Source organism: Mycobacterium sp. Soil_C_30, assembly GCF_057656995.1.
On sequence record NZ_JBDGJH010000005.1, the window covers coordinates 76,064 to 95,740 of the forward strand.

The 19,677-nt window shown below is 63.1% G+C and carries 18 protein-coding genes; 4 read left to right on the top strand and 14 right to left on the bottom strand.

Translation table 11 applies throughout. The features are described from left to right. Positions 1-53: 53 nt before the first annotated feature. The 13 genes from AC3A6P_RS11040 to AC3A6P_RS11100 all read right to left on the bottom strand — a co-directional run bounded on the left by AC3A6P_RS11040 (position 54) and on the right by AC3A6P_RS11100 (position 15,781). The gene (locus tag AC3A6P_RS11040) at positions 54-1,463 is read right to left on the bottom strand and encodes a glycosyl hydrolase family 28-related protein (protein WP_487691523.1); all 1,410 of its coding nucleotides are present in this window, start codon (positions 1,461-1,463) and stop codon (positions 54-56) included. A gap of 34 nt (positions 1,464-1,497) precedes the next feature. Further along, the gene (locus AC3A6P_RS11045) at positions 1,498-2,868 is read right to left on the bottom strand and encodes an O-antigen ligase family protein (protein ID WP_487691524.1); all 1,371 of its coding nucleotides are present in this window, start codon (positions 2,866-2,868) and stop codon (positions 1,498-1,500) included. Between the two features lie 29 nt (positions 2,869-2,897). Continuing rightward, positions 2,898-3,611, bottom strand: coding sequence for an SGNH/GDSL hydrolase family protein (locus tag AC3A6P_RS11050; RefSeq protein ID WP_487691525.1), 714 nt, complete (start codon positions 3,609-3,611; stop codon positions 2,898-2,900). After that, a complete protein-coding gene (locus tag AC3A6P_RS11055) occupies positions 3,608-4,276 on the bottom strand; it encodes an acyltransferase (protein ID WP_487691935.1) in 669 nt (222 codons plus the stop codon). The genes AC3A6P_RS11050 and AC3A6P_RS11055 overlap by 4 nt, the downstream gene beginning before the upstream one ends. Positions 4,277-4,281: 5 nt before the next feature. Then, the gene (locus AC3A6P_RS11060) at positions 4,282-5,391 is read right to left on the bottom strand and encodes an MATE family efflux transporter (RefSeq protein ID WP_487691526.1); all 1,110 of its coding nucleotides are present in this window, start codon (positions 5,389-5,391) and stop codon (positions 4,282-4,284) included. Between the two features lie 145 nt (positions 5,392-5,536). Then, positions 5,537-6,544, bottom strand: a complete 1,008-nt coding sequence (locus AC3A6P_RS11065) for a glycosyltransferase (protein WP_487691527.1) — start codon at positions 6,542-6,544, stop codon at positions 5,537-5,539. After that, entirely contained in the window at positions 6,541-7,686 is a 1,146-nt protein-coding gene (locus AC3A6P_RS11070) for a glycosyltransferase family 4 protein (RefSeq protein WP_487691528.1), read from the bottom strand. The genes AC3A6P_RS11065 and AC3A6P_RS11070 overlap by 4 nt, the downstream gene beginning before the upstream one ends. Further along, a complete protein-coding gene (locus AC3A6P_RS11075; protein WP_487691529.1) occupies positions 7,683-8,822 on the bottom strand; it encodes a DUF1972 domain-containing protein in 1,140 nt (379 codons plus the stop codon). The genes AC3A6P_RS11070 and AC3A6P_RS11075 overlap by 4 nt, the downstream gene beginning before the upstream one ends. After that, entirely contained in the window at positions 8,815-10,044 is a 1,230-nt protein-coding gene (locus tag AC3A6P_RS11080; RefSeq protein ID WP_487691530.1) for a methyltransferase domain-containing protein, read from the bottom strand. Before AC3A6P_RS11080 ends, AC3A6P_RS11075 begins: the two co-directional genes overlap by 8 nt. A 2-nt stretch (positions 10,045-10,046) precedes the next feature. After that, the gene (rfbF, locus tag AC3A6P_RS11085) at positions 10,047-10,814 is read right to left on the bottom strand and encodes a glucose-1-phosphate cytidylyltransferase (protein ID WP_487691531.1); all 768 of its coding nucleotides are present in this window, start codon (positions 10,812-10,814) and stop codon (positions 10,047-10,049) included. A gap of 46 nt (positions 10,815-10,860) precedes the next feature. Further along, complete coding sequence (gene rfbA, locus AC3A6P_RS11090; RefSeq protein WP_487691532.1) at positions 10,861-11,763, bottom strand: glucose-1-phosphate thymidylyltransferase RfbA; 903 nt, start codon at positions 11,761-11,763, stop codon at positions 10,861-10,863. Positions 11,764-11,765: 2 nt separating this feature from the next. Next, complete coding sequence (locus AC3A6P_RS11095) at positions 11,766-13,310, bottom strand: sugar transferase (protein WP_487691937.1); 1,545 nt, start codon at positions 13,308-13,310, stop codon at positions 11,766-11,768. A 1,256-nt stretch (positions 13,311-14,566) separates the two neighbouring features. Continuing rightward, positions 14,567-15,781 carry an MFS transporter gene (locus AC3A6P_RS11100; RefSeq protein ID WP_487691533.1) on the bottom strand — a complete coding sequence of 405 codons (1,215 nt, stop codon included), beginning with the start codon at positions 15,779-15,781 and terminating at the stop codon, positions 14,567-14,569. A gap of 54 nt (positions 15,782-15,835) precedes the next feature. Between AC3A6P_RS11100 and AC3A6P_RS11105 the strand changes: the two genes are divergently transcribed. After that, a complete protein-coding gene (locus AC3A6P_RS11105; RefSeq protein ID WP_487691534.1) occupies positions 15,836-16,393 on the top strand; it encodes a TetR/AcrR family transcriptional regulator in 558 nt (185 codons plus the stop codon). Here AC3A6P_RS11105 and AC3A6P_RS11110 read toward each other — a convergent pair. Then, on the bottom strand, positions 16,368-16,688 hold the full coding sequence (locus tag AC3A6P_RS11110; RefSeq protein ID WP_487691939.1) for an ArsR/SmtB family transcription factor: 321 nt from the start codon (positions 16,686-16,688) through the stop codon (positions 16,368-16,370). The two genes, AC3A6P_RS11105 and AC3A6P_RS11110, sit on opposite strands and share 26 nt — an antisense overlap. A 100-nt stretch (positions 16,689-16,788) precedes the next feature. On the opposite strand from AC3A6P_RS11110, the gene AC3A6P_RS11115 reads away from it, so the two are divergent. From AC3A6P_RS11115 to AC3A6P_RS11125, 3 genes are all read left to right on the top strand, one after another. Further along, positions 16,789-17,991 (top strand): MFS transporter, encoded by a 1,203-nt coding sequence (locus tag AC3A6P_RS11115; protein WP_487691535.1) that lies wholly within the window; start codon positions 16,789-16,791, stop codon positions 17,989-17,991. Positions 17,992-18,251: 260 nt separating this feature from the next. After that, complete coding sequence (locus AC3A6P_RS11120; protein WP_487691536.1) at positions 18,252-18,563, top strand: hypothetical protein; 312 nt, start codon at positions 18,252-18,254, stop codon at positions 18,561-18,563. Between the two features lie 67 nt (positions 18,564-18,630). Beyond that, entirely contained in the window at positions 18,631-19,656 is a 1,026-nt protein-coding gene (locus AC3A6P_RS11125; protein ID WP_487691537.1) for an NAD(P)H-dependent glycerol-3-phosphate dehydrogenase, read from the top strand. Positions 19,657-19,677 lie beyond the last annotated feature (21 nt).

The window sequence follows — 19,677 nt, forward strand, 5'->3', positions numbered from 1 at the left end:
CCTCCTCGTCAGGGGCGATAGGCAGGCGTTCATCATGCAGGCCGACTCGGTATTCAACGCGCACCGTGCACCGCCTGAATGCACCAATCGGGTCCGCTGTCGAAGCGCACCAAGGTCAAGGTGCCGCCCACGGTGAGCTCTATCGGGGTCAGGGTGCCCTCGAAATCGATGTTCCCGCCAGACTCGAAGAACACCGACCCGCCAGAGGCCCTGAAGACCACCGTTTCGCCCGGCCATCGACTCGCGGTGACGGTCCGCACCGGGGTCGTAGATGCATTCAGCGACACCGTAGCTGCCGCTCCCACGCTGATCGCGGGAGCGGGATCGATCCGCCTCGTCAGATTTCGCGTGGTGATGGCTTGACCGCTCATAGTATTCGTCAACGACACGGTGCCACCGCTGTCGTCCGCCGAAGCCATCGACCCGAACCGGCCAAGAAAGACGTTCCCGGAACCGGACACCACCGAACCGTTCTCGGCCCGAATCGAGAAGGCGTCGCGGTCGCCCTGGGCTGAGTTCGCGAAGTGCCCGCGATCCACCCTGTTCAGTCCGGCGTTTGCAAACAGCAGGCCGTTGTCCAGGCCCTCGAAATGGCAGGTGTCAAAGGTGATCGACTCGGCGCCATCGACGTACACACCCAGCTGCGCCTGCTGGAAGGACACGCCCGCGAACAGATGGGTGTGCCCCGTCTTGTTGGACAGGTACTCCGACGAACCGTCGCTCGCCGGGTCATAGTGATCCAACTGCCGGCAGATCTTGGCATTGGTGCCGGGGTGCTCGCCCCGCGATCCGAACCCGTCGATCCTGCCGTTGAGCCACACCGTCTGATTCACCTGACCCGACATCAACAGACTAATCGAACGTTCGGAGTCATTCTTGCGCTCCAGGACCACATTGTCGAATGTCAAGAACTGCACGGGATCTCGGGCGTCCTGACCCCCACCTTGCAGCCACAGTTGCGCGCCTCCGAAGTTTCCCACCCGAAGGTTCCTGAAGTCGGAATGCCACAAACCCGATGCATCGTCACCAGCGGCGCGGCGGGCCTGGACGTGGATGCCGTGTTGTTCCTCGTTGTCAGCGGCCTCCAATCCGATTCCTTCGATGAGAACACTTCGGACGCGGCCGGAGTCGATGGTCAGCAGCGCGCCGTTTCTCGATCCCGGGACCGCGCGGATGACCGTGCTGTCCGGGCCCGCGCCGACCATCCTGGTTTGATCTCGAAGTATCAGACCGTCCGCCACATAGGACCCAGCCGGCAGGAACAGCGTCAACCCGTTGTCTCTGGCGAAGTCGATCGCATCCTGAAGGATTTTCGACTGATCCGCTCCGCCGGGTATGACACCGAAATCCTTCGCATTGGCCGCGATACCGGCCAGATCGGATACCACTTCCGGGGTGGCGCGGGGGGCCGGAGCCGCGCACGCCGCGCCGCCAAGCGCAGCCGAGGCAGTCACACCCGCCATCAGTACGCTTCGCCTCCCCACGGCACTGAACCTCTCAGACACGTCGTAATCGCTCTCCGGGCTTGAAAAGCCCTGTCTTCGGCACGGGTGCAGTTTTCAGCGACGGCAACTCCGAACTCCATGCCGGCCCATAGCAGGCCCCCAAGAGAACTGCGAGCCCGAGATAGGTCGCGGGGAAACCCAGGCCGCCCGTCGCCACCGTCCCGACGGCGAGGCAGATTGTTGTGACGAGCAGGACCTTGCGCTGAGTCAAAGCCAGCGCGGTGGCCGGCCAAATGTCCCGAGAGCCGGCACGCACCAGGAGATGACACATGAAGCCTGCGTACAGAACTACGCCCACGATCCCCGTCTTCATCAGGTAATAGGCGTACCCGTTGTGCAGGAAGGAGGCTTCGGTTCGACTGAAATTTGAGGTCGTCGACGCTGTTTCGAGGCCAAAAACCACCCGGCTCCCCCAGCCCTGGCCGACCCATTGCCCTAAGGCCGGCTGGGCGTCGAACTGCAGCATCGCTTGGTTCAGCTCGAAAGCACGGTAGTTGTCGGCGATCTGGGTCTGCGTCTCCAGCCTGGCACCGGACACCTCCGTCAGCGAATTGACCACCCGCGTGATGAAGAACTCGTCGAGGAACACATAGACCGCCTGCAGAAAGAACCGGATGAGAACGTACACAACCACCACCGCCGCCGCGGCCAGGGCTGCGCTGATCAGCAATCTGGGCAGGTTGGCGGCCAACCGGTTGGCCCGGTTGGCGATCAACCCGGCAGCTCCGAGGGCCAGAATGATCAACAGGAACATCAGCCCACGCGACAGGGTCATCAACATCGAGACCACCAGCACCACGGAACAACCGATTGTCAGACGTCTGTATGCCGGCTGCCCGATGTCACGAAGCAGTACCAGCGTCGCGCACAGCGCCGCAAACTGCGTCACCGAACCTCGGCCGGCTTCTAGGCGAAACAGGTACAGATTCGTCGCACCACTCGACAACACCTCGCCGAGCCGCGCCAGGTGCACCACGGAGATGAGCACGCCGGCGGCCACCACCGCGATCAGGAGCAGCCGAAGCGTGCTGCGGCTATACGCGAAGTAGTAGCCCACAGAGAAATACAGCAGGTACGACAGCGAGATACCCAGGTCTCGCTGGAGATCGATGTCCAGAACTGTCCGGCCCCCGACGTTGGCCACCACGGCGGAAAGCAGACCCAGAACCAGGATCCCCACCAACCACAGATCCGCGGTAGGGAACGTGGGTCTGGGAAGTTTCGTGCCGAGAACGGCCGCAATGGCGACAGTCGTCACCGCAACGGCGATGCCGATGATGGGCCCCAGATATTCGGCCACCACAAGCGAGACGAACACCGCCACCGCGAGCAGAGTCCAGCCCAGCGACAGCCGCTCGGTCACCGCCACATCACCGCCGCTGTGAAAGGCCATCAGCCCTGCCTGTTCACGACGACGGCGTCCAGCACGCGGTTGGCGACGGCCAGGTGCCCCCGGTTATTCGCGTGAAACGCATCCGACGGTCCGTTGAAGGTGGGAAGTCCTTCCGGGCCCTTCATTTCCGCGTTCTCCGAGATGTCACTGATGCTGCGGAACACACCGCCACGGGCCTCGCACAGATCCTTGATGATGGTGTCGAACCGCACGGCCACTTCTTCGGGCCGCCAGGCGCCGATACACAGCAGCGCGGCGTCTGGTGACGCGGCCTTGATCCGGTTCAGCAATTCGCCGTAGTCCTGCCGGAAGGCGCGGTGGCTCGTCTCCGTGGCGTCATTGGTACCCAGTTCGACGACATACAGATTCTGGTCTCGCGGGATGTCGCGGTTCTGCAGGGCGCGTTGTGCGGTGCCGCCGAGCGAATTGAGCGGATTGTCGGCCACGGGCCCACCTTTACGCCAGTTCTCCACTACCAACTGGTGGAATCCATCGGACGGGGTGGTGGCGTAGAGGCCGTGGTCGAGGGAGTCACCGACGAAGGTCACCAGCATCGGCTCACCCTCGGCCACCGTGACCTCGGCTTTGAAAGGGTTTGATGCCGTGGTCTCCGGGGACCCGAATATGTAGGCGATCACGGCGGTGCAGACGAGAAGGAACGCCAGCCCCACGACGAGCAGAGTGGCGGTGCGGTTCGAAGCGGGCGATCTCATGGCCGCTCCCGATGTCTGAGCACCTTCGCCGGAACTCCACCGATGATGCAATTTGGCGGAAAATCCCCTCTCACCACACTTCCCGCTGCAACTACCGAACCACTGCGGACATGCGCCCCCGCCAAGAAAGTCACGCGGGCACCGATCCATACGTCGTTCTCGACGACCACCTCGAGCTCGCGGGTACCTTGGCTCCGGATGGTGTGGTCCAGCGAATCCGTGATGTGTTCCTGCGAATGGAAGGTGACGTAGGGGCCGGCGATGACGTCACGTCCGATGGTGACGCCGCCGCTGCACCCGATGTGTGCGTAATCGCCGATACCGCTGTAGTCGCCGATTGTCAGCCCGACCCCTCGTTTCGAGAGCTGGCTGGTCGTTGTCACAATCGACCTTCTGCCAACTTTGGCGCCGCGGCCCAGGTTCACGCCGCGGGTACCGCTGGCATCGATGATGGACCCCGCACCCAGTGTGGCGAAGTGCCCGGCAACGAGGTTGCGCTTGCACATGATCTGGACATCTGGTCCGCGAAATACTTTGTGCCGCAGTGTTATCAGCCCCCGCAGCAAGTGCACTGCTCGAGTGAGATACTGGACGTAGAGGAAACTACGGGGAATCCCGGTGTCGACGGTGTAGTTCCGGCCGGAATCCTTGATCACACGATCCACCAAACTCAAGCCACCCGCTCCTTCACGCTTCGTCGTCGCGACCAGACAAGAAACCCAGCGTGGAGTACTGCGACCAACAGCCATGCCGATGCCGACGCGAGCGCAGCTCCGAGCGCTCCCAACGCATCGACGGTGAGGATCGACACCACGACAAGGACCACCGCCCCGAGGGTCGAATTGACCGTGGCCGCAAGATGGTGCCCACGCAGCACCAGCTGTGTGCCAACCACAGCTGCTGCACACATCCCCGAACTCGCCAGCGCCGCGAACGCCACCACGCCCGGGTCGAATCTGAAATCAGGCCATATCTTTCCGCCCAGCACGATCAGCAGTGTCGAGATGATCACGCTTCCCGCCACACCCATCCCGATGCTGCCGACTGTCAAAAGCCTGACGCGGCGCTGGGCGAACGCGTTGTGCGCGGCCTGTATCAGGGCGACGATCGGCAGATAAAGGTAGGTGATCCCGGTGAGCGGACGCACCACCGCCTGGTACTGGCCGGCCTCGTCGACTCCCGCCACGAACGAGAGAATGTAGGTGTCGGTCCACGTCAGAAGGAATCCACTCAAGGCCACCGTGAGCCCGGGCAGCCAGAACGCAGAGTTGCTGCGCAAGAACCTCCAGCTGAACCTCCTGGGGAGCCGCGGCCTGCTGCACAACAGCGACGTCAAGATCGCGCCGAGCATTGCCGCTACAGCTGTGTGCGCAAGACTGCCGACGATAGATCCCAGCTTGGGAGCATTCTGCCAACTGACGTTGTATCGGGTGGCCGCCTTCTCATCGCCGTTCTGTACCGCCGCCGACGCGTTCGCCCTGTCACCGATGAGCAACACAGCGCACAGGAAGGCCGCAGCCGCAATGTACCCGAAGGAAAAACCACTGAGCCCGATGACTACCGAGACAACGATACCGACAAGGCAGACAATCGATGCGATTGTTACCGCGTTCTCTCGCAACAACTCCCGCAGATCACCCGGTAGGTCTGAACGAAGCGATGCATTCAAGGACCCGAGGTCTGAGAATTGGAGCGCCGCTTGCAGAACCGACAGACCCAGAATCAGAATGCCGAATTGCCCGACCCCGAGGTTGTTCGGCAGGAAGTAGAACTGAGCCACGGCAAGGGCTCCGGTGAGCAGAACGACACCCACATACGCCGATGGCGACAACCTGCGGTCCCGGCCACCCGCCGTCGGCGGCCCGCCCTGCCGTCCCCCGTTCCGACTCCCCGGCCGGCCACTGTGCGAGGTGACCGCGGACTCGTCAGCGCCAGACTGCAAGCGCATTTTTCATCAGATGTCTCGCCCTGCGGTCCTGACGATCTCGGGCCAAACGAACCGAAGCCCGTACTGCGTTGCCCGAGGTGAACGTCATCCGCCACGCCAATCGCCCTGCCGCCGACGGATGGAACTGTCTTGTGTAGTAGTCGTAAAGGTTCTTACCCCACATCGTGCTGACATCGATCGACGGATCGTCACCGGAACTCACCGGCGCTGTGACCAACTCGGCTGCCATGGTCTCTTCGGGGGTGCCGGGCGACTCATCAACCGGCGGCGCCGAGGACGCGCCCACCTCGTGGTATGCGTGGGCCCCCGCCAACACCTTGATGCTGAGGCCCGCGTCGAGCACGCGTTGGCAGTATTCGGTGTCCTCGGCATAGAGGAACCAACGCTCGCTCAAAGCGCCGACTCGATCAATCGTCGACCGGGGAATGTACAAGCAGCATCCCGAAGTCCACTCGACGTATTGATCCTCGTGCGAGTGGTGGCTGAGGAAAAGGTGTCGGCCTCGTAGCCGGCGAACCTGCGGAAACGCCCTACTCAAACCGGAATAATGAGTGAACATGGGCCACAGCCGAGGTTGACGTCCGGCCGACATCACACTGATTTCCTCGCCACCGGTCACCAGCGGCGAGACCATACCCAGCGTTGGATCTTCGCTGATGGCCTGCCGCATCATGTCGATGGTGTCCAGATCAACTCTGGCATCGGGGTTCAGAAGCAGGATGTCGTCGTTCCCGGAACGCGCGATGACATCGTTGGCCGCGACCGCGAAGCCGGCGTCGTTGTCGGACATGATGACATCGTCGACATAACCGTCAGCAGCCAACTTTCTGAGGATCTGGGGAGTGTCGTCACGTGAGCCGTTGTCCCTGATCCTGATGGTGATATCGGCTGGCCGGTCGACGAACCACTTCACACAGTCAGCGATGTGGTTACGTGAGTTGAAGGTCACCATGGCGATGGTGAGCGGGTTCGGCGTCTGGGTCATATCTTGCTGACCTCAACGGATTCCACGGCTTTCACGATCTCGCGCTCATAACGATCCAATCCGAACTTCTCGTTGACATCACGCTGGCCGATCGATGCGAGCGCCGCCGATCGATCGGGATTCGATATTGCCCACAGGCAGCGCTGCGTGAGCGATTCCCGGCTTCCGGCACGGAAGGTGAGGCCGTTCTTCTCGTCATCCACGATCTCTGTGAGACCGTCCACATCGGCAACGATCGTCAACAGGCCGGCCGCCATGCACTCGGCGGCGACGGTACCGAAGGGTTCGGTACGGGACGGCACGATGGCGATGTCGGTTTCCCGCAGCACGGGCCGGATGTCTTCCTGGAACCCCAGGAAGACGACGCGGTCGTCGATGCCGAGGTCATATGCAGTTTTCCGTAATTCGGTCTCGAACCACTCGTTCCCGGGGAAGACATTGCCCGCAAGAGTGAGGTTTGCGTTGTACCCAGCGGACACGATGTCGGCTAGTGCGATGACGGCCAGATCCTGACCCTTACGCTCACTCAGGCGCCCCACCACGGTCAACCGCGTCGGGCCCCATGGGGCCGCATCACGCTCAGGCCGATCCACCCGATACTCCGACCAGTCTTTACCGTTGTAGATCACCGTCGCCCTTCGCTGCAACCGCGGAAAAACCGAGACGATCTCTCGCTTCGTCGATTCGCTGTTGCACACAATGAGATCTGCCCACAGAAGCGGGGCATAGAGGAGTCTGCGAACAAGCCGAGGCAACTGTGCTTCAGCCTCGCGCACATGCACGACCACCCGACGGCGCTGCAGCTTGGCTGTGACGATCCACCAGGGCTGGACGATGGTGTTCGCATATACCACGTCCGGGTCTGCGGAACGAAGGAATCGAGCACGGTGGCTTGAAGTTTCCAGTACGTTCCAGATCAGCTTCAAGGCCTGTAGCGGACTGAGCGCCGACTTTCTCAGCACGGGTACATCGGCGACCACGATGTCCACGCCGGTACCGGAGATCTTCGCTACGAGTGGGCCGTCCGTGGGCACCACGGTCGTCACCGTGTGTCCTTTTCTCACCAGCGCCTGCACGGTCAGCAACGCCATACGGTCGGCACCGTAGAGCTCGGCCGAGGGATGAGTGACGAGAATCCTCATATCGGTTGCTCTGTCCGCGTCAGCTTGCGACTGGACATCGATTCAAGTGTTGAGGAATACCTTTCACACACCAGGTCCCAGGTATAGGCATGCTGCTGTCGAACACGCACCGCGGCGCTGAGCCGGCTCTGCAGAGTCGTATCGCAGAGCACTTGGTCCATGGCGGTGGCGATAGCGCCGCCGCGAGGTTCGACGAAAAGCCCCGCATCACCGAGAACCTCGCGGTTGTACACCGTGTCGCGAGCCACGGTGGGAGCTCCGCAGGCCATGGCTTGGACGAGTGCTGGATTGGTGCCGCCCACGCTGTGACCGTGGAAATAAGCCCCTGCGTTCTGCCACAACCCGAACAACTTCGCGTCGTCGTTGAGGTGACCGAACCACTTTATCCGGTCATTGGAGTCGGCCAGCTCCTTCGCCTGAGCATCGATGGGACCGCCGTATCCGCTGGACCCGACAATCGCTACATCCCAACGCAGGCTGAGTCGTGTTGCTGCATTGAAGAATTCGGTGACAGTATTCTCGGGAACGAAGCGGGCGACCATGAGCGCATATTGTCGGCGAACCAGTTCATCGTCGAACGTCGTCATCAGGGGTTCCGATGCGCCGTAGGGAATGTAAACGCCCTCACGGCCGTACCGCTCCTGCCACCTTCGACCTATCTCCGCGGAGTCGTATACCAGTCTGTCAGCGTATTTCGCGGTCAACGCCGCCCCGGCCATGAAGGCACTCTTGGCCGCACGACCCCACTTGGCCCGTTCCCACTCGATTCCGTCCACGTTGATCAGCGTCGGGATCCCACACTGCTTGAGCAGCGGCAACCAGAATCCATTGGCGACGTTCATCACCAGTGCGACGTCGGGGCGGGTCTTGGACGCGTGCATTGATGACGTGAGCCCATAGGACAGCGTGCTCAACGATTTCGATTCGATACCGGGAGTCTGGACTCGACGGACTCGGGGATCGCAGGCCGCGTTCCGGTCATCGGCGCTGCCCGCCCGGCCGTACACCGTGACACCCCAACCCTGGTCCGCCAAATATGGTGCGAGACGCCTGACCAGCGTCTCGAATCCGCCGTAAAAACTCGGGTAGCCGCGGGTTCCGATGATGGCGACCGAGGGCCGCTTGGAGTCAGGCACCGTGCACCGCCAAGGTGGGGATCGGAACGACGAAGCTGCCGCCCCAGTCTTTGATGAACGACATGTCGGCCATGATCTCGTCACGAAGGTTCCACGGCAGGATGACGACGTAGTCCGGTCGCGCTTCCCGTAGGTAGTCCGGGTCGTAGATCGGTAGATGGGTTCCCGGAAGGAATCGACCCTGCTTATAGGGGTTACGGTCGACGGTGTAGGAAACCAGATCCGACCGGATACCGCAGTAGTTCAGCAGCGTGTTCCCTTTGGCCGGTGCGCCGTAGGCCGCCACCCTGGCTCCCCGCCGCTTGGCGTTGATCAGGAATTCCAGCAGATCGTGCTTGACCTGCTCAACCTGCTGCGAGTAGGCCAGGTGACCCCCAAGCGAGTTCAGCTGTGCGGTTGCCTCTTTGCGCTGCACGTCAGCCACGCGCTCTGACGTCGAGTAGTGGCTCGACTCGGTTCGGCATGCATACACCCGTAGGGAACCCCCGTGTGTGGACAGCTCTTCGACGTCAAACACTCGCAAGCCGTGCTTCTCCAACGCCGACGTGGCGGTCAGCAAGGAGAAGTAGGAGAAGTGTTCGTGATAGATCGTGTCGAACTGGTTGTTCTCGATCAGCTGGAGCAGATGCGGAAATTCCAGCGTTATCCGGCCGTCCGGCGCCAACACCATCGCCATCCCCGCCACGAAATCGTTGAGGTCCGGAACGTGAGCGAGGACGTTGTTGCCGATGAGTAGGTCAGCGCGGATTCCTCGAGCCAAGAAACCGGCGGCCAGATCAGTTCCGAAGAAACCGATTTCGGTAGGTACACCGTCCTCCAACGCCACGGCCGCGACGTTGGCGGCCGGCTCGACGCCCAGGGCCGGAATACCTGCAGCAATGAAGTTCTTCAGCAGATAGCCGTCATTGCTGGCGATCTCGATCACCTGATCCGTCCCAGTCATGTCGAAGCGCTCGATCGCGTTCTCCACGTACTGGCGAGCGTGCTCGAGCCACACTGCCGAATAGGATGAGAAGTACAGATAGTCACTGAAGATCTCCTCGGGCGACTGGTACACGACCAGCTGGACGAGGAGGCAGTTCGAGCACACATAGGCATGCAAGGGGTAGAACATCTCCGGGCCAAGCTGCGCGGAGGCCAAGTAGGAGTTCGCCATCGGCGACATACCGAGATCGCAGAATGACTGCTTGAGCTCCTGATCACACAACCTGCATTGCGCCATGGTCAACTCCAGACCTTCCACGGCGCCTTGCCGTCATCCCAGAGACCGTTGAGGACGATCTTGTCCCACATCGTGTCCATGCCGTACCAGTAACCGTGGTGCCGGTACGCAGCGAGTTGGTTCTCTAACGAGAGTCTTTCCAGTGGAGCCTGCTCGAACACCGTGAGGTAATCATCGATGTAGTCCAGAACTGACGGCTCAGCCACAAAGAAGCCGCCGTTGATCCAGCCACCGTCGTCTACCGGCTTTTCCTTGAAGGTCGCCAGATCGCCGTCAATGGCCAGACGTCCGTATCGGGACGGCGGCTGTACAGCTGTGACAGTCAGGAGCGAAGGCCGCATCTGATGGAACTTGATGACCTCCCGGACGTCGAGGTCCGTCACGCCGTCGCCGTAGGTGAAGCAGAACGTCTCGTCACCTATGTAGGGAGCCGCCTGCTGTAGGCGTCCCCCCGTCATGGTGTGGATACCGGTGTCCAGCAACGTGATCGACCACCGTTCCGACGTCGAGCGCAGTACCTCGACCGTGTTGGTGGCCAAATCGATCTTCACGCTGGAGGAATGCAGGAGGTAATTCGCGAAGTACTCTTTGATGGAGTAGCCCTTGTAGCCAAGTAGGACGATGAAGTCCGTGATGCCGGCACGCTCGTAGATCTTCATGATGTGCCAGAGGATCGGTTGGCCGCCGATCTCGACCATCGGCTTCGGCCGCGTCTCGGACTCTTCACTGATCCGGGTGCCGCGTCCACCTGCCAGAATCACAGCCTTCATGCTTGGTCCTTGATTGGTTGACGGAGGGATGGAGATTCGATGTTCTCTACAACGGCACCTCCGTCTCATCGAGAAGGCCGAGCAAATAGTCGCCGTATCCGGACTTATGTAAAGTTTCTGCCCGGCAACGCAATTCGTCATCGGTGATGAAGCCCCGCCGCCACGCGGCTTCTTCCGGAACGCCGATCTTGAGGCCTTGCCGCTGCTCGATGGTGCGGACATAGTTGCCGGCGTCGATCAACGAGTCGAAGGTGCCGGTGTCCAGCCACGCGGTGCCGCGGGGAAGCACCTCGACTGAGAGTTTGCCTTGCTCCAGGTAGAGACGGTTGATATCGGTGATCTCGTACTCGCCACGTTCTGAGAGCGGCAGGGACGCCGCAAGACCGACGACTTCGTTGTCGTAGAAGTACAAGCCCGGCACCGCGTAGTTGGACTTAGGCGACTTGGGCTTCTCTTCGATGGAGACCGCCGCGTGGTTGCTGTCGAATTCGACCACACCGTATGCCCGTGGGTCCGCGACCCAGTAGGCGAAGATGGTGCCACCTTGGCTGTAATTGAAGCGATTCAGCTGCGACCCGAGCATGGGTCCGTGGAATAGGTTGTCCCCCAGCACCAGTGCGACCGAGCCGTCCCCGATGTGCTCCTTGCCTATTACAAAAGCCTGGGCCAGGCCTTTGGGCGAGGGCTGCACCGCATAGGTGATAGAGATGCCGAACTGCGATCCGTCGCCCAGCAGACGGGCAAATGACGGGCAATCCTCCGGAGTGCTGATGACCAGGATGTCGCGGATTCCGGCAAGCATCAGAGTCGACAGCGGATAGTAGATCATCGGTTTGTCGTAGACGGGAAGCAGCTGTTTACTTGTGCCCGTCGTGATCGGATGAAGGCGCGTTCCGGCCCCTCCGGCAAGGATGATGCCTCTCGGCTTTTCTGGGATGCAGGTAGTCACAATCAGTACGCCCCTTTGCTCAGCAGGACTGCACGCAAGGTCTTGCCGATGATCACGAGGTCTCCCACCATCGACCAGTTGTCCACATAAGAGAGATCAAGGCGAACGGCGTCGTTCCAGGACAGATCAGACCGACCGCTGACTTGCCACAAGCCACTGACGCCGGGCTTCACCAAGAGCCTGCGCAGCACGTCGTAGTCGTAGGCCTCGACCTCGCGCCGTAGCGGAGGACGCGGACCCACAACGCTCATCTCGTTTCGCAGCACGTTGACGAACTGCGGTAACTCGTCGATGCTGAGCCGCCGCAGCACCCGACCCACTGACGTCACCCGGGGATCGTTTCGAATCTTGAACAACACGCCGTCAGATTCGTTGGCCATCATCAAGTTCGGCAGGTGGGCGTCCGCATCGACGACCATGGTGCGGAGCTTGAGCATCGCGAACGGTTCACCGTGTATCCCGATCCGCTCCGAGGAGTAGAACACCGGCCCCTTGCTGGTCAGCTTGATCGCGATCGCGGCGACCAACAGAACAGGTGAGACGGCGATGAGAGCCGTCAAAGCGAAGCAGAAGTCGAAGGCTCGCTTGGAGAAGCGCTTCGCACCCCGGTACTGCGGCTTCTCGATGTACAGCAAAGGCAGCGCCGATGAGGGTCGCATGACCAGGCGGGACAACGCGCAGTCCATCACCCCGGTCGAGACCACGAGGTCTACGCCCATCGGCTCGAGTTCCCAGATCAATTGCCGGATACCCCGGGCTCCAAAGTGTTCCGTGCCGGCGATTGCCACCGTGTCGGCGCCACAGGAGTTGATTGCCGCCAAGGCGTGCAACTCCCCGCCGACGATCGGCACTGACCTGCCGTCGAAATCGAGTTTTTCCCCGCGCGGCGGGCCGTATCCCGGAATGCTCGCTCCGACAACACGATATCCATCGACCGGGCTGCGGGAGAGTTCGGCGGCCAGAGCAGCTGCCGCCCTCCGGTCACCTACCACCAGAACCGAGGTTTGAGATTTGCCGCGTCTGCGCGTCCGGCCTACGTGGTGCCGCCATGCCACACGGCCGGTCAAGAGCAGCGCCATGCCGGACGGCAGCGCCACTGCAAGGTAACCGCGGGCAATGTCGAGCTTCAGCAAGAGCGTGATGATGGCGATCGCTCCGAAGGTCCACAACGACGCGGCAACCACCCGCCGATACTCTTCGATACCGGTACCGATGATCCTCGACGAACGTGTCCGAAAGGCCGAGAGGGCGACCAGCCACCCGAGTGCGAAGGCCGCCGAAAAAGCGGGCACATAGAACGGCGAGTAACCGGGGGGCGAGAGTGTCCAGCCGAAGCGCATGTATTGAGCGGCCACTATTGCTACGGACACCGCAACGACGTCGCTGACGACGAGATTCGTGGCATAGCGCCGTTGCCATCTCGTTCTGTTGACGACTTCGGCCGGTAGACCGTCGCCGCTCGCGATTCCGAAGGGGCGCCCACCGGCCGATTCGATGGGCCGACGGACGGCCCGCCACGGCGATGCCGTATCAGGTGTGGAGCCCACCTCGTCAGCGTCATGGTTCCGTATGTTTCCGGCGCGCCGGGCGCTTACGCAGGGCGTCAGCTGCGATGAATCCATAAAGGCCCCCATACCGCGCGGAAATCCAAACCCGAAGAATTCGCTAGATCGACAACAATGCGAATTCCCATCTCCGTGGCGCAAAAGCTATCACCAGCTTGCGAACTTCACAAGCGTGGCAAAAGGACCATCTTTTCCTGCACCAGCAACGCCCTAAAGGCGTGAGTCAGCGCCCGCGCGCCGAGGAAAATACTTTGCAATACTCGCTATACGTTGAGATCAGGGGAATTTTAGGCTTAGCTCAATACGCTAGCCCCGTGGCCGCCCTGTGTGCACGAGGACAGTAAAACGCTCCGTCGAAACGCGGCTCCAACACTTGCAGTTTCACCTGATTTCCATCAACGAAAACAGATTCATTCGTACGAAATGCGGAATTCGCCAAAAAAGACTGTTCACGATTTACTCGGCCAGCTATAAATCGTTCGATTGTGAACATATGCCGAGCACCGGCTCCGTGATTTGCTTAATACCGGCCCTTTGCGACTCACCAGCTACTGGCCAGCACTACAAACGCGCTTTGCCGGGGCAAATACAGGCCGTTACGGAACCGCAGGCGCCCAAGTCAGCGAACAGAAGATGCGCGTGCACGTCGCTGTAGATCACCTCGGCACCAGATCCAGCTGGGCTGGAGGTTCGTATACGCGCTCAGGACCTCACCTCCCGGCCGGATGGTTAGACGTTCCGTCTCGGGTGGCGCCAATCCGCCACCAGGCTCCTCGAGAGCACGTATCCCCGGGCGAGGACCGAGCTACTGGTGCGTCACCGTTCATACGTCACCAACCGGCTTCGCGGCCGCCATCACGCTCAGCACTGGTGTGCGCCGACAGCGAACCGGGCACGGCGTACGGGCTTCTCCTGCGCGAAGTTCGCCATCATGGTCGGTCAGGGAGATTCGTCATACGGACGACGTCGTGATGCCGGCTTGGTACTCACCCTGGGGCCCTAGACACTCGCCCCCCGACACGAAGGGGCCGCAGCCGCGAGCGATCCCGTGAAGACAGAGTCTTCAGAGCGAAAACTCTGAAAAAGACTGGGCTCAGGATGAATTCGTCATGGCGCAACGAGCCCTTCGCACCCGATCGACCATCACCCCCGGGCCGACACTGCTTGAGTTTTCCTCGAAGGTATCGATGTGTGCGCTTGTCGCCGAGCGCGGTAAGCCGCTGATCAGCTGAGGCCCCTCACGCCTTTGCCGACGCGAGTTCCGGTGGCGCGTCGACCAGACCGTGCAGCGGTCCCGCTGCCCGCGCGACGAGCGGGCTGACGACGGCGACCGCGGCCAGGCTCACCGATACCACCACGGCGCCGGCCAGCCCGAAGGCGTCGGTCGCGACACCCGCGATCGCGGTACCGAGTGCCCCGCCGACCAGCGCGCCACTGTTGAGCCAGCCGAACGCCTCGGTGGCCGACTGTTCCTCGATCTCCCGCGACACCATGAAATACAGCGCCGACAACGCCGGGGCGAAGCCGAGCCCCGAGAAGAACAGCGCCGCCAACTGCCACGCCAGCACCTCGGTGAGCCCGAACAGCGCCGTCCCGATGGCGACGATCAGCAGCGCGAAGACGAGACCGGCCAGGCCGAAGCGCCGGTGCCCGAAAACCAGCCCACCGATCAGGGATCCGACGCTGGCCACCGCGATGGCCACGCCGGCCATCACGCCGGTGCGGCCCAGCGCCGCCACGATGCCGACCTCCAGCGCCATGAACGACGCCACCAGCGCGAGGCTGGCCACCATAGCGAGGATGACGGCGCGGTTCTTGAGCACGCGGCCGAACGACGAGGTGTTGCGCGGGATCTCGGGCCGAAGACGCCTGGCGCTCAACAGGAACCAGCCGGTTCCGCCCACCGTGATGCCGGCGGACACCACCAGCGGCAACGCCGTCGACACCGCCGAGGCCAGGAACGTCGCCGCAACCGGGCCGATGACCCAGATGAGTTCCTGGGCCGTCGTGTCGAGGGCGAACAGCGCCCGCACCCCGTCGCGCGGCACCAGCTGCGGATACAGCGCGCGCACCACCGGCATCAGCGGGGGCACCGAGGCGCCGATGAGCAAGCCGAGGACCATCAGCACCGCCGGGGCGGAACCGGCGAACGCCAGCGCCAACATGGCGGCACCGTTGAGCAGCGCGGCCGCCGACAACGTCGGCACCATCCCCAGCCGCCCGGTGAGCCGGGCCGTCACCGGCATGGCGAGCGCCTCTCCGGCACTCATGCAGGCCACTACCACGCCCGCCGTGGCATAAGACCCCGTGCGCTCCTGGACGTGCAGCAGGATCGCCAGCGAGAGCATTCCGAGGGGCAGCCGCGCAAACAATTGCGACGCAGTGACATTCAGCACGCCGGGCACTTTGACCAACTCGACGTAGGTGCGCACCGCTCCTCCAGCCCTTCGCACGACTATACCGTCCAGACGGTACAGTAGCCGGTCGGCTCGCTTAAGCTCAAGGTCATGACCTCGGCACGCGACCGCATCCTCGATGCCTACGCGGACCTGTTGGCCGCCGAGGGCGAGCGCTACGCCACCCTTGAAGCGGTGGCCGCGAAGGCGGGGGTGTCCAAGGGCGGCCTGCTCTACCACTTTCCGTCCAAGGACCGGCTCGCCGGCGCACTGTGCGAGCGGTTGACCATCTTGGCCGCCGAGGACGCCACCGAGATGCGCAGCGCATCGGAGGGGCCGGCGCGCTACTACGTCCGCTCGTCGCACTATGTCGGCACGCCGCTGGACCGCACCATCGTGGCGGTCTCGCGGCTGCGGCAAGCCGGCGACGCCCAGGCTCGTTCGGTTCTGGACGCCGCCTCACGCGAGTGGCTGCAGATCCTGCACCAGGCGCTCGGTGACCTCGACACGGCCCGGGCCATCAAGCTGATGGGCGACGGCCTCTACTTCAACGCATTACACAGCGCGCTCGGCGGCCAGCCGCAGACGACCGCTGCCGATGACGGACTACTGGCCGTGGTCGATCAGATCGTCAAGAATGCGGCTACGAAGCCGACACGGCCCGATTAGCGCTGCCCACAACGGCTTCCAACAAGCCGGGCACCGCGGCGTCCACGTCCTCGGAACGCAACAGCTGGTAGGTCTGCCCGTCGGCGACCACCCGCTCGGTCAGGCCCGCTTCGCGCAGGATCTTGAAGTGATGGGTGGCCGTCGACTTGTTGATGCCGTCATAGAGCGTCTGGCACCGCAACGGCTCACCGGCGTTGCGCAGCCGCCGCACCATCTCCAGCCGCACGGGATCCTGCAGCGCCGCCAACACCTGGTGGACCGGCGCCACGGGACAACGCACCACCGTCTCCGCCATGGCTGTGCCCCTCGTCACGAGAAAATAGGTTTGATGATCATCAAACCAGGCGTAAGCTCAGCCGGGTTCGACAATCATCAAACTTACCCCAGGAGGGACGATGGCGCTCGCTTCGACCGACCCGATGCCCGGGACCGGAACTCAGCGATGGGCCTACCCCCTGCTGCTCGTACTCTGCGGTGTGGCGCTGGGCGTCTCGGGACTGCCCGCGCCGCTGTACGGGATCTACGAGTCGACCTGGCACCTCACCCCGTTGGCCACCACCATCGTGTTCGCGGTCTACGCGTTCGCCGCCCTGGCGGCCGTGCTGGTGTCCGGTCGGATCTCCGACGTGGTGGGCCGCAAACCGGTGCTGCTCGGTGCGCTCGTCGCACTGATCGTCGGCCTGGTGCTGTTCCTCATGGCCGAGGACATCGTCTTGCTGCTGATCGCCCGCGCCGTGCACGGTGCCGCCGTCGGGTCCATCGTGGTGGCCGCGGCCGCTGCCCTGCTGGACCTGCGTCCCCACCATGGGCTGCGGTCGGGCCAACTCAGCGGCGTCAGCTTCAACATCGGCATCGCGGTGGCCATCGTCGCCTCCTCGGTGCTCGCGCAGTACGCCCCGCATCCGCTGCGCACCCCGTACGCGGTGATCGCGGTGGTGTGCGCCATCGTCGGCGTCGGCGTGCTGGCACTGCGGGAAACCCACACCAGCCGCTCCTCCGGACCCATCCGGTTCTCCAAACCCGCTGTGCCGCAGGAGATCAAGCCGGACTTCTGGTTCGCCGCGCTGGGGGCCATGGCCTCGTGGTCGGTGCTGGGCGTGCTGTTATCGCTGTACCCGTCGCTGGCTGCGCACCAGACGCACATCGACAACCTGCTGTTCGCCGGCGGCGTCGTCGGAGTCACCGCGTTTTCCGCGGCGCTGGCCCAGATGGCGGCCACCAAGGTGCCGGCACACCGCGCCGCGATCATCGGCGACGTCGGCATGGCCGTCTCCTTGGTGGTGACGATCCCGGTTCTGAGCCTGCACTCCTGGCCGCTGGTGTTCGTCGCGGCCGCGCTGCTGGGCGCCACCTTCGGCCTCGGCTTCGGTGGATCGCTGCGGCACCTGTCCAAAGTGGTGCCGGCCGATCAACGCGGCGAAACCATGTCGGCGTTCTACCTGTGCGCCTACGCCGCCATGGCCATTCCGACCATTCTGGCCGGTTGGGCCGCCACCCACTGGAGCCTGGCCGCGGTGTTCCCGTGGTTCGCCGCCCTGGTGGCGCTGGCCTGCGTGGCCGCGGCCGGTATCGGGGCCAAGACCATGCGTTCTGCCTGACTGATCAGGACCAGCCTGGACCCGGGCGCCCAGTTCCCGCGGTCGTCACCAATTGATGACGACCGCGGGAAGGATATTGACTCAGGGACAGCTGTTCACCGAAACCCTGCGTGCGGCCCGCTTCTGGCGGCCGTCAACACTCGATGACGCCCGTAAGGGGAACGTTCAGCGGACTTCGTGGAACCGCGTGTCAGAGGTGGACGGCACACTTCCCGGAAACGTCAACATTTGATGACGACCACGGGAAAGAAGTTGGCTGCATGACGGACATGTCCGAGATAGCTCGGCGGGCCTTGGCCGAGCTCGAACTGGAGATAGAACGCGCCGGCCCGCCTGCACCGGTGGTCCCCGACCCGGTGGTCGCCGAATTGAGCACCGGCGCATGCTGGCGTGAACTCGGCGCCGCACGCGACGATCTCGCCCGCGCGAAAGAGCGGTACCACGCCGCAGTACTCAACGCCCGCGCGGCGGGTCTTTCGTGGGGCGAGATCGGTCACGTCCTGGGCGTGTCCAGACAACAGCTGCACCGCCGGTACAAACCACAGGAAAACTCTGAGCGCGCTGCGGGATGAACACCGATCAGCACGCACCTTCCCGAACCGCCCGTGAACTCCTGCGCTGCCCAATACCCTGATCGCCATGGCTCCAGCGCAACGTGAACCCAAGGTCGTCGTGCTCGGTGGTGGTTCCTGGGGAACCACCGTCGCATCCATCTGCGCGCGGCGCGGACCGACCTTGCAATGGGTGCGCGCCGAGGAGACCGCCGCCGACATCAACGACAACCACCGCAACTCGCGTTACCTCGGCAACGACGTCCTCCTGCCGGAGTCGCTGCGCGCCACCACCGATTTCTCCGAAGCCGCCAACTGCGCCGACGTCATCGTCATGGGCGTGCCCTCGCACGGATTCCGCGGGGTGCTCACCGAACTCGCGCGGGAGCTACGGCCGTGGGTGCCGGTGGTGTCGCTGGTGAAAGGCCTGGAGCAGGGCACCAATCTGCGGATGAGCCAGATCGTCGACGAGGTGCTGCCCGGACATCCCGCCGGCATCCTGGCCGGACCAAACATCGCCCGTGAGGTCGCCGACGGTTATGCCGCCGCGGCTGTGCTGGCCATGCCCGACCAGCATCTGGCCGCCAACCTGGCAGACCTGTTCCGCACCAAGCGTTTTCGTACCTACACAACCGATGACGTCTGCGGTGTCGAGATGGCGGGTGCGTTGAAGAACGTCTACGCGATCGCCGTCGGCATGGGCTACTCACTGGGCATCGGCGAGAACACCCGCGCCATGGTGATGGCCCGGGCCGTCGCCGAGATGTCCAAACTGGGTGTGGCATTGGGCGGGCAGCGCGACACGTTCGCCGGCCTGGCCGGGATGGGCGACCTGATCGTCACCTGCACCTCGCAGCGCAGCCGCAACCGGCACGTCGGTGAACAGCTGGGCTCGGGCAAGCCGATCGACGAGATCATCGCCGCGATGAATCAGGTGGCCGAGGGCGTCAAAGCCTCCAGCGTCGTCATGGAATTCGCCGACAAGCACGGCATCGCCATGCCGATCGCCCGCGAGGTCGACGCCGTGATCAACCACGGCTCCTCGGTAGAACAGGCCTATCGCGGGCTCATCGCCGAGAAGCCGGGCCACGAGGTGCACGGCACCGGCTTCTGATACGTCCGCGGGAACGACGCG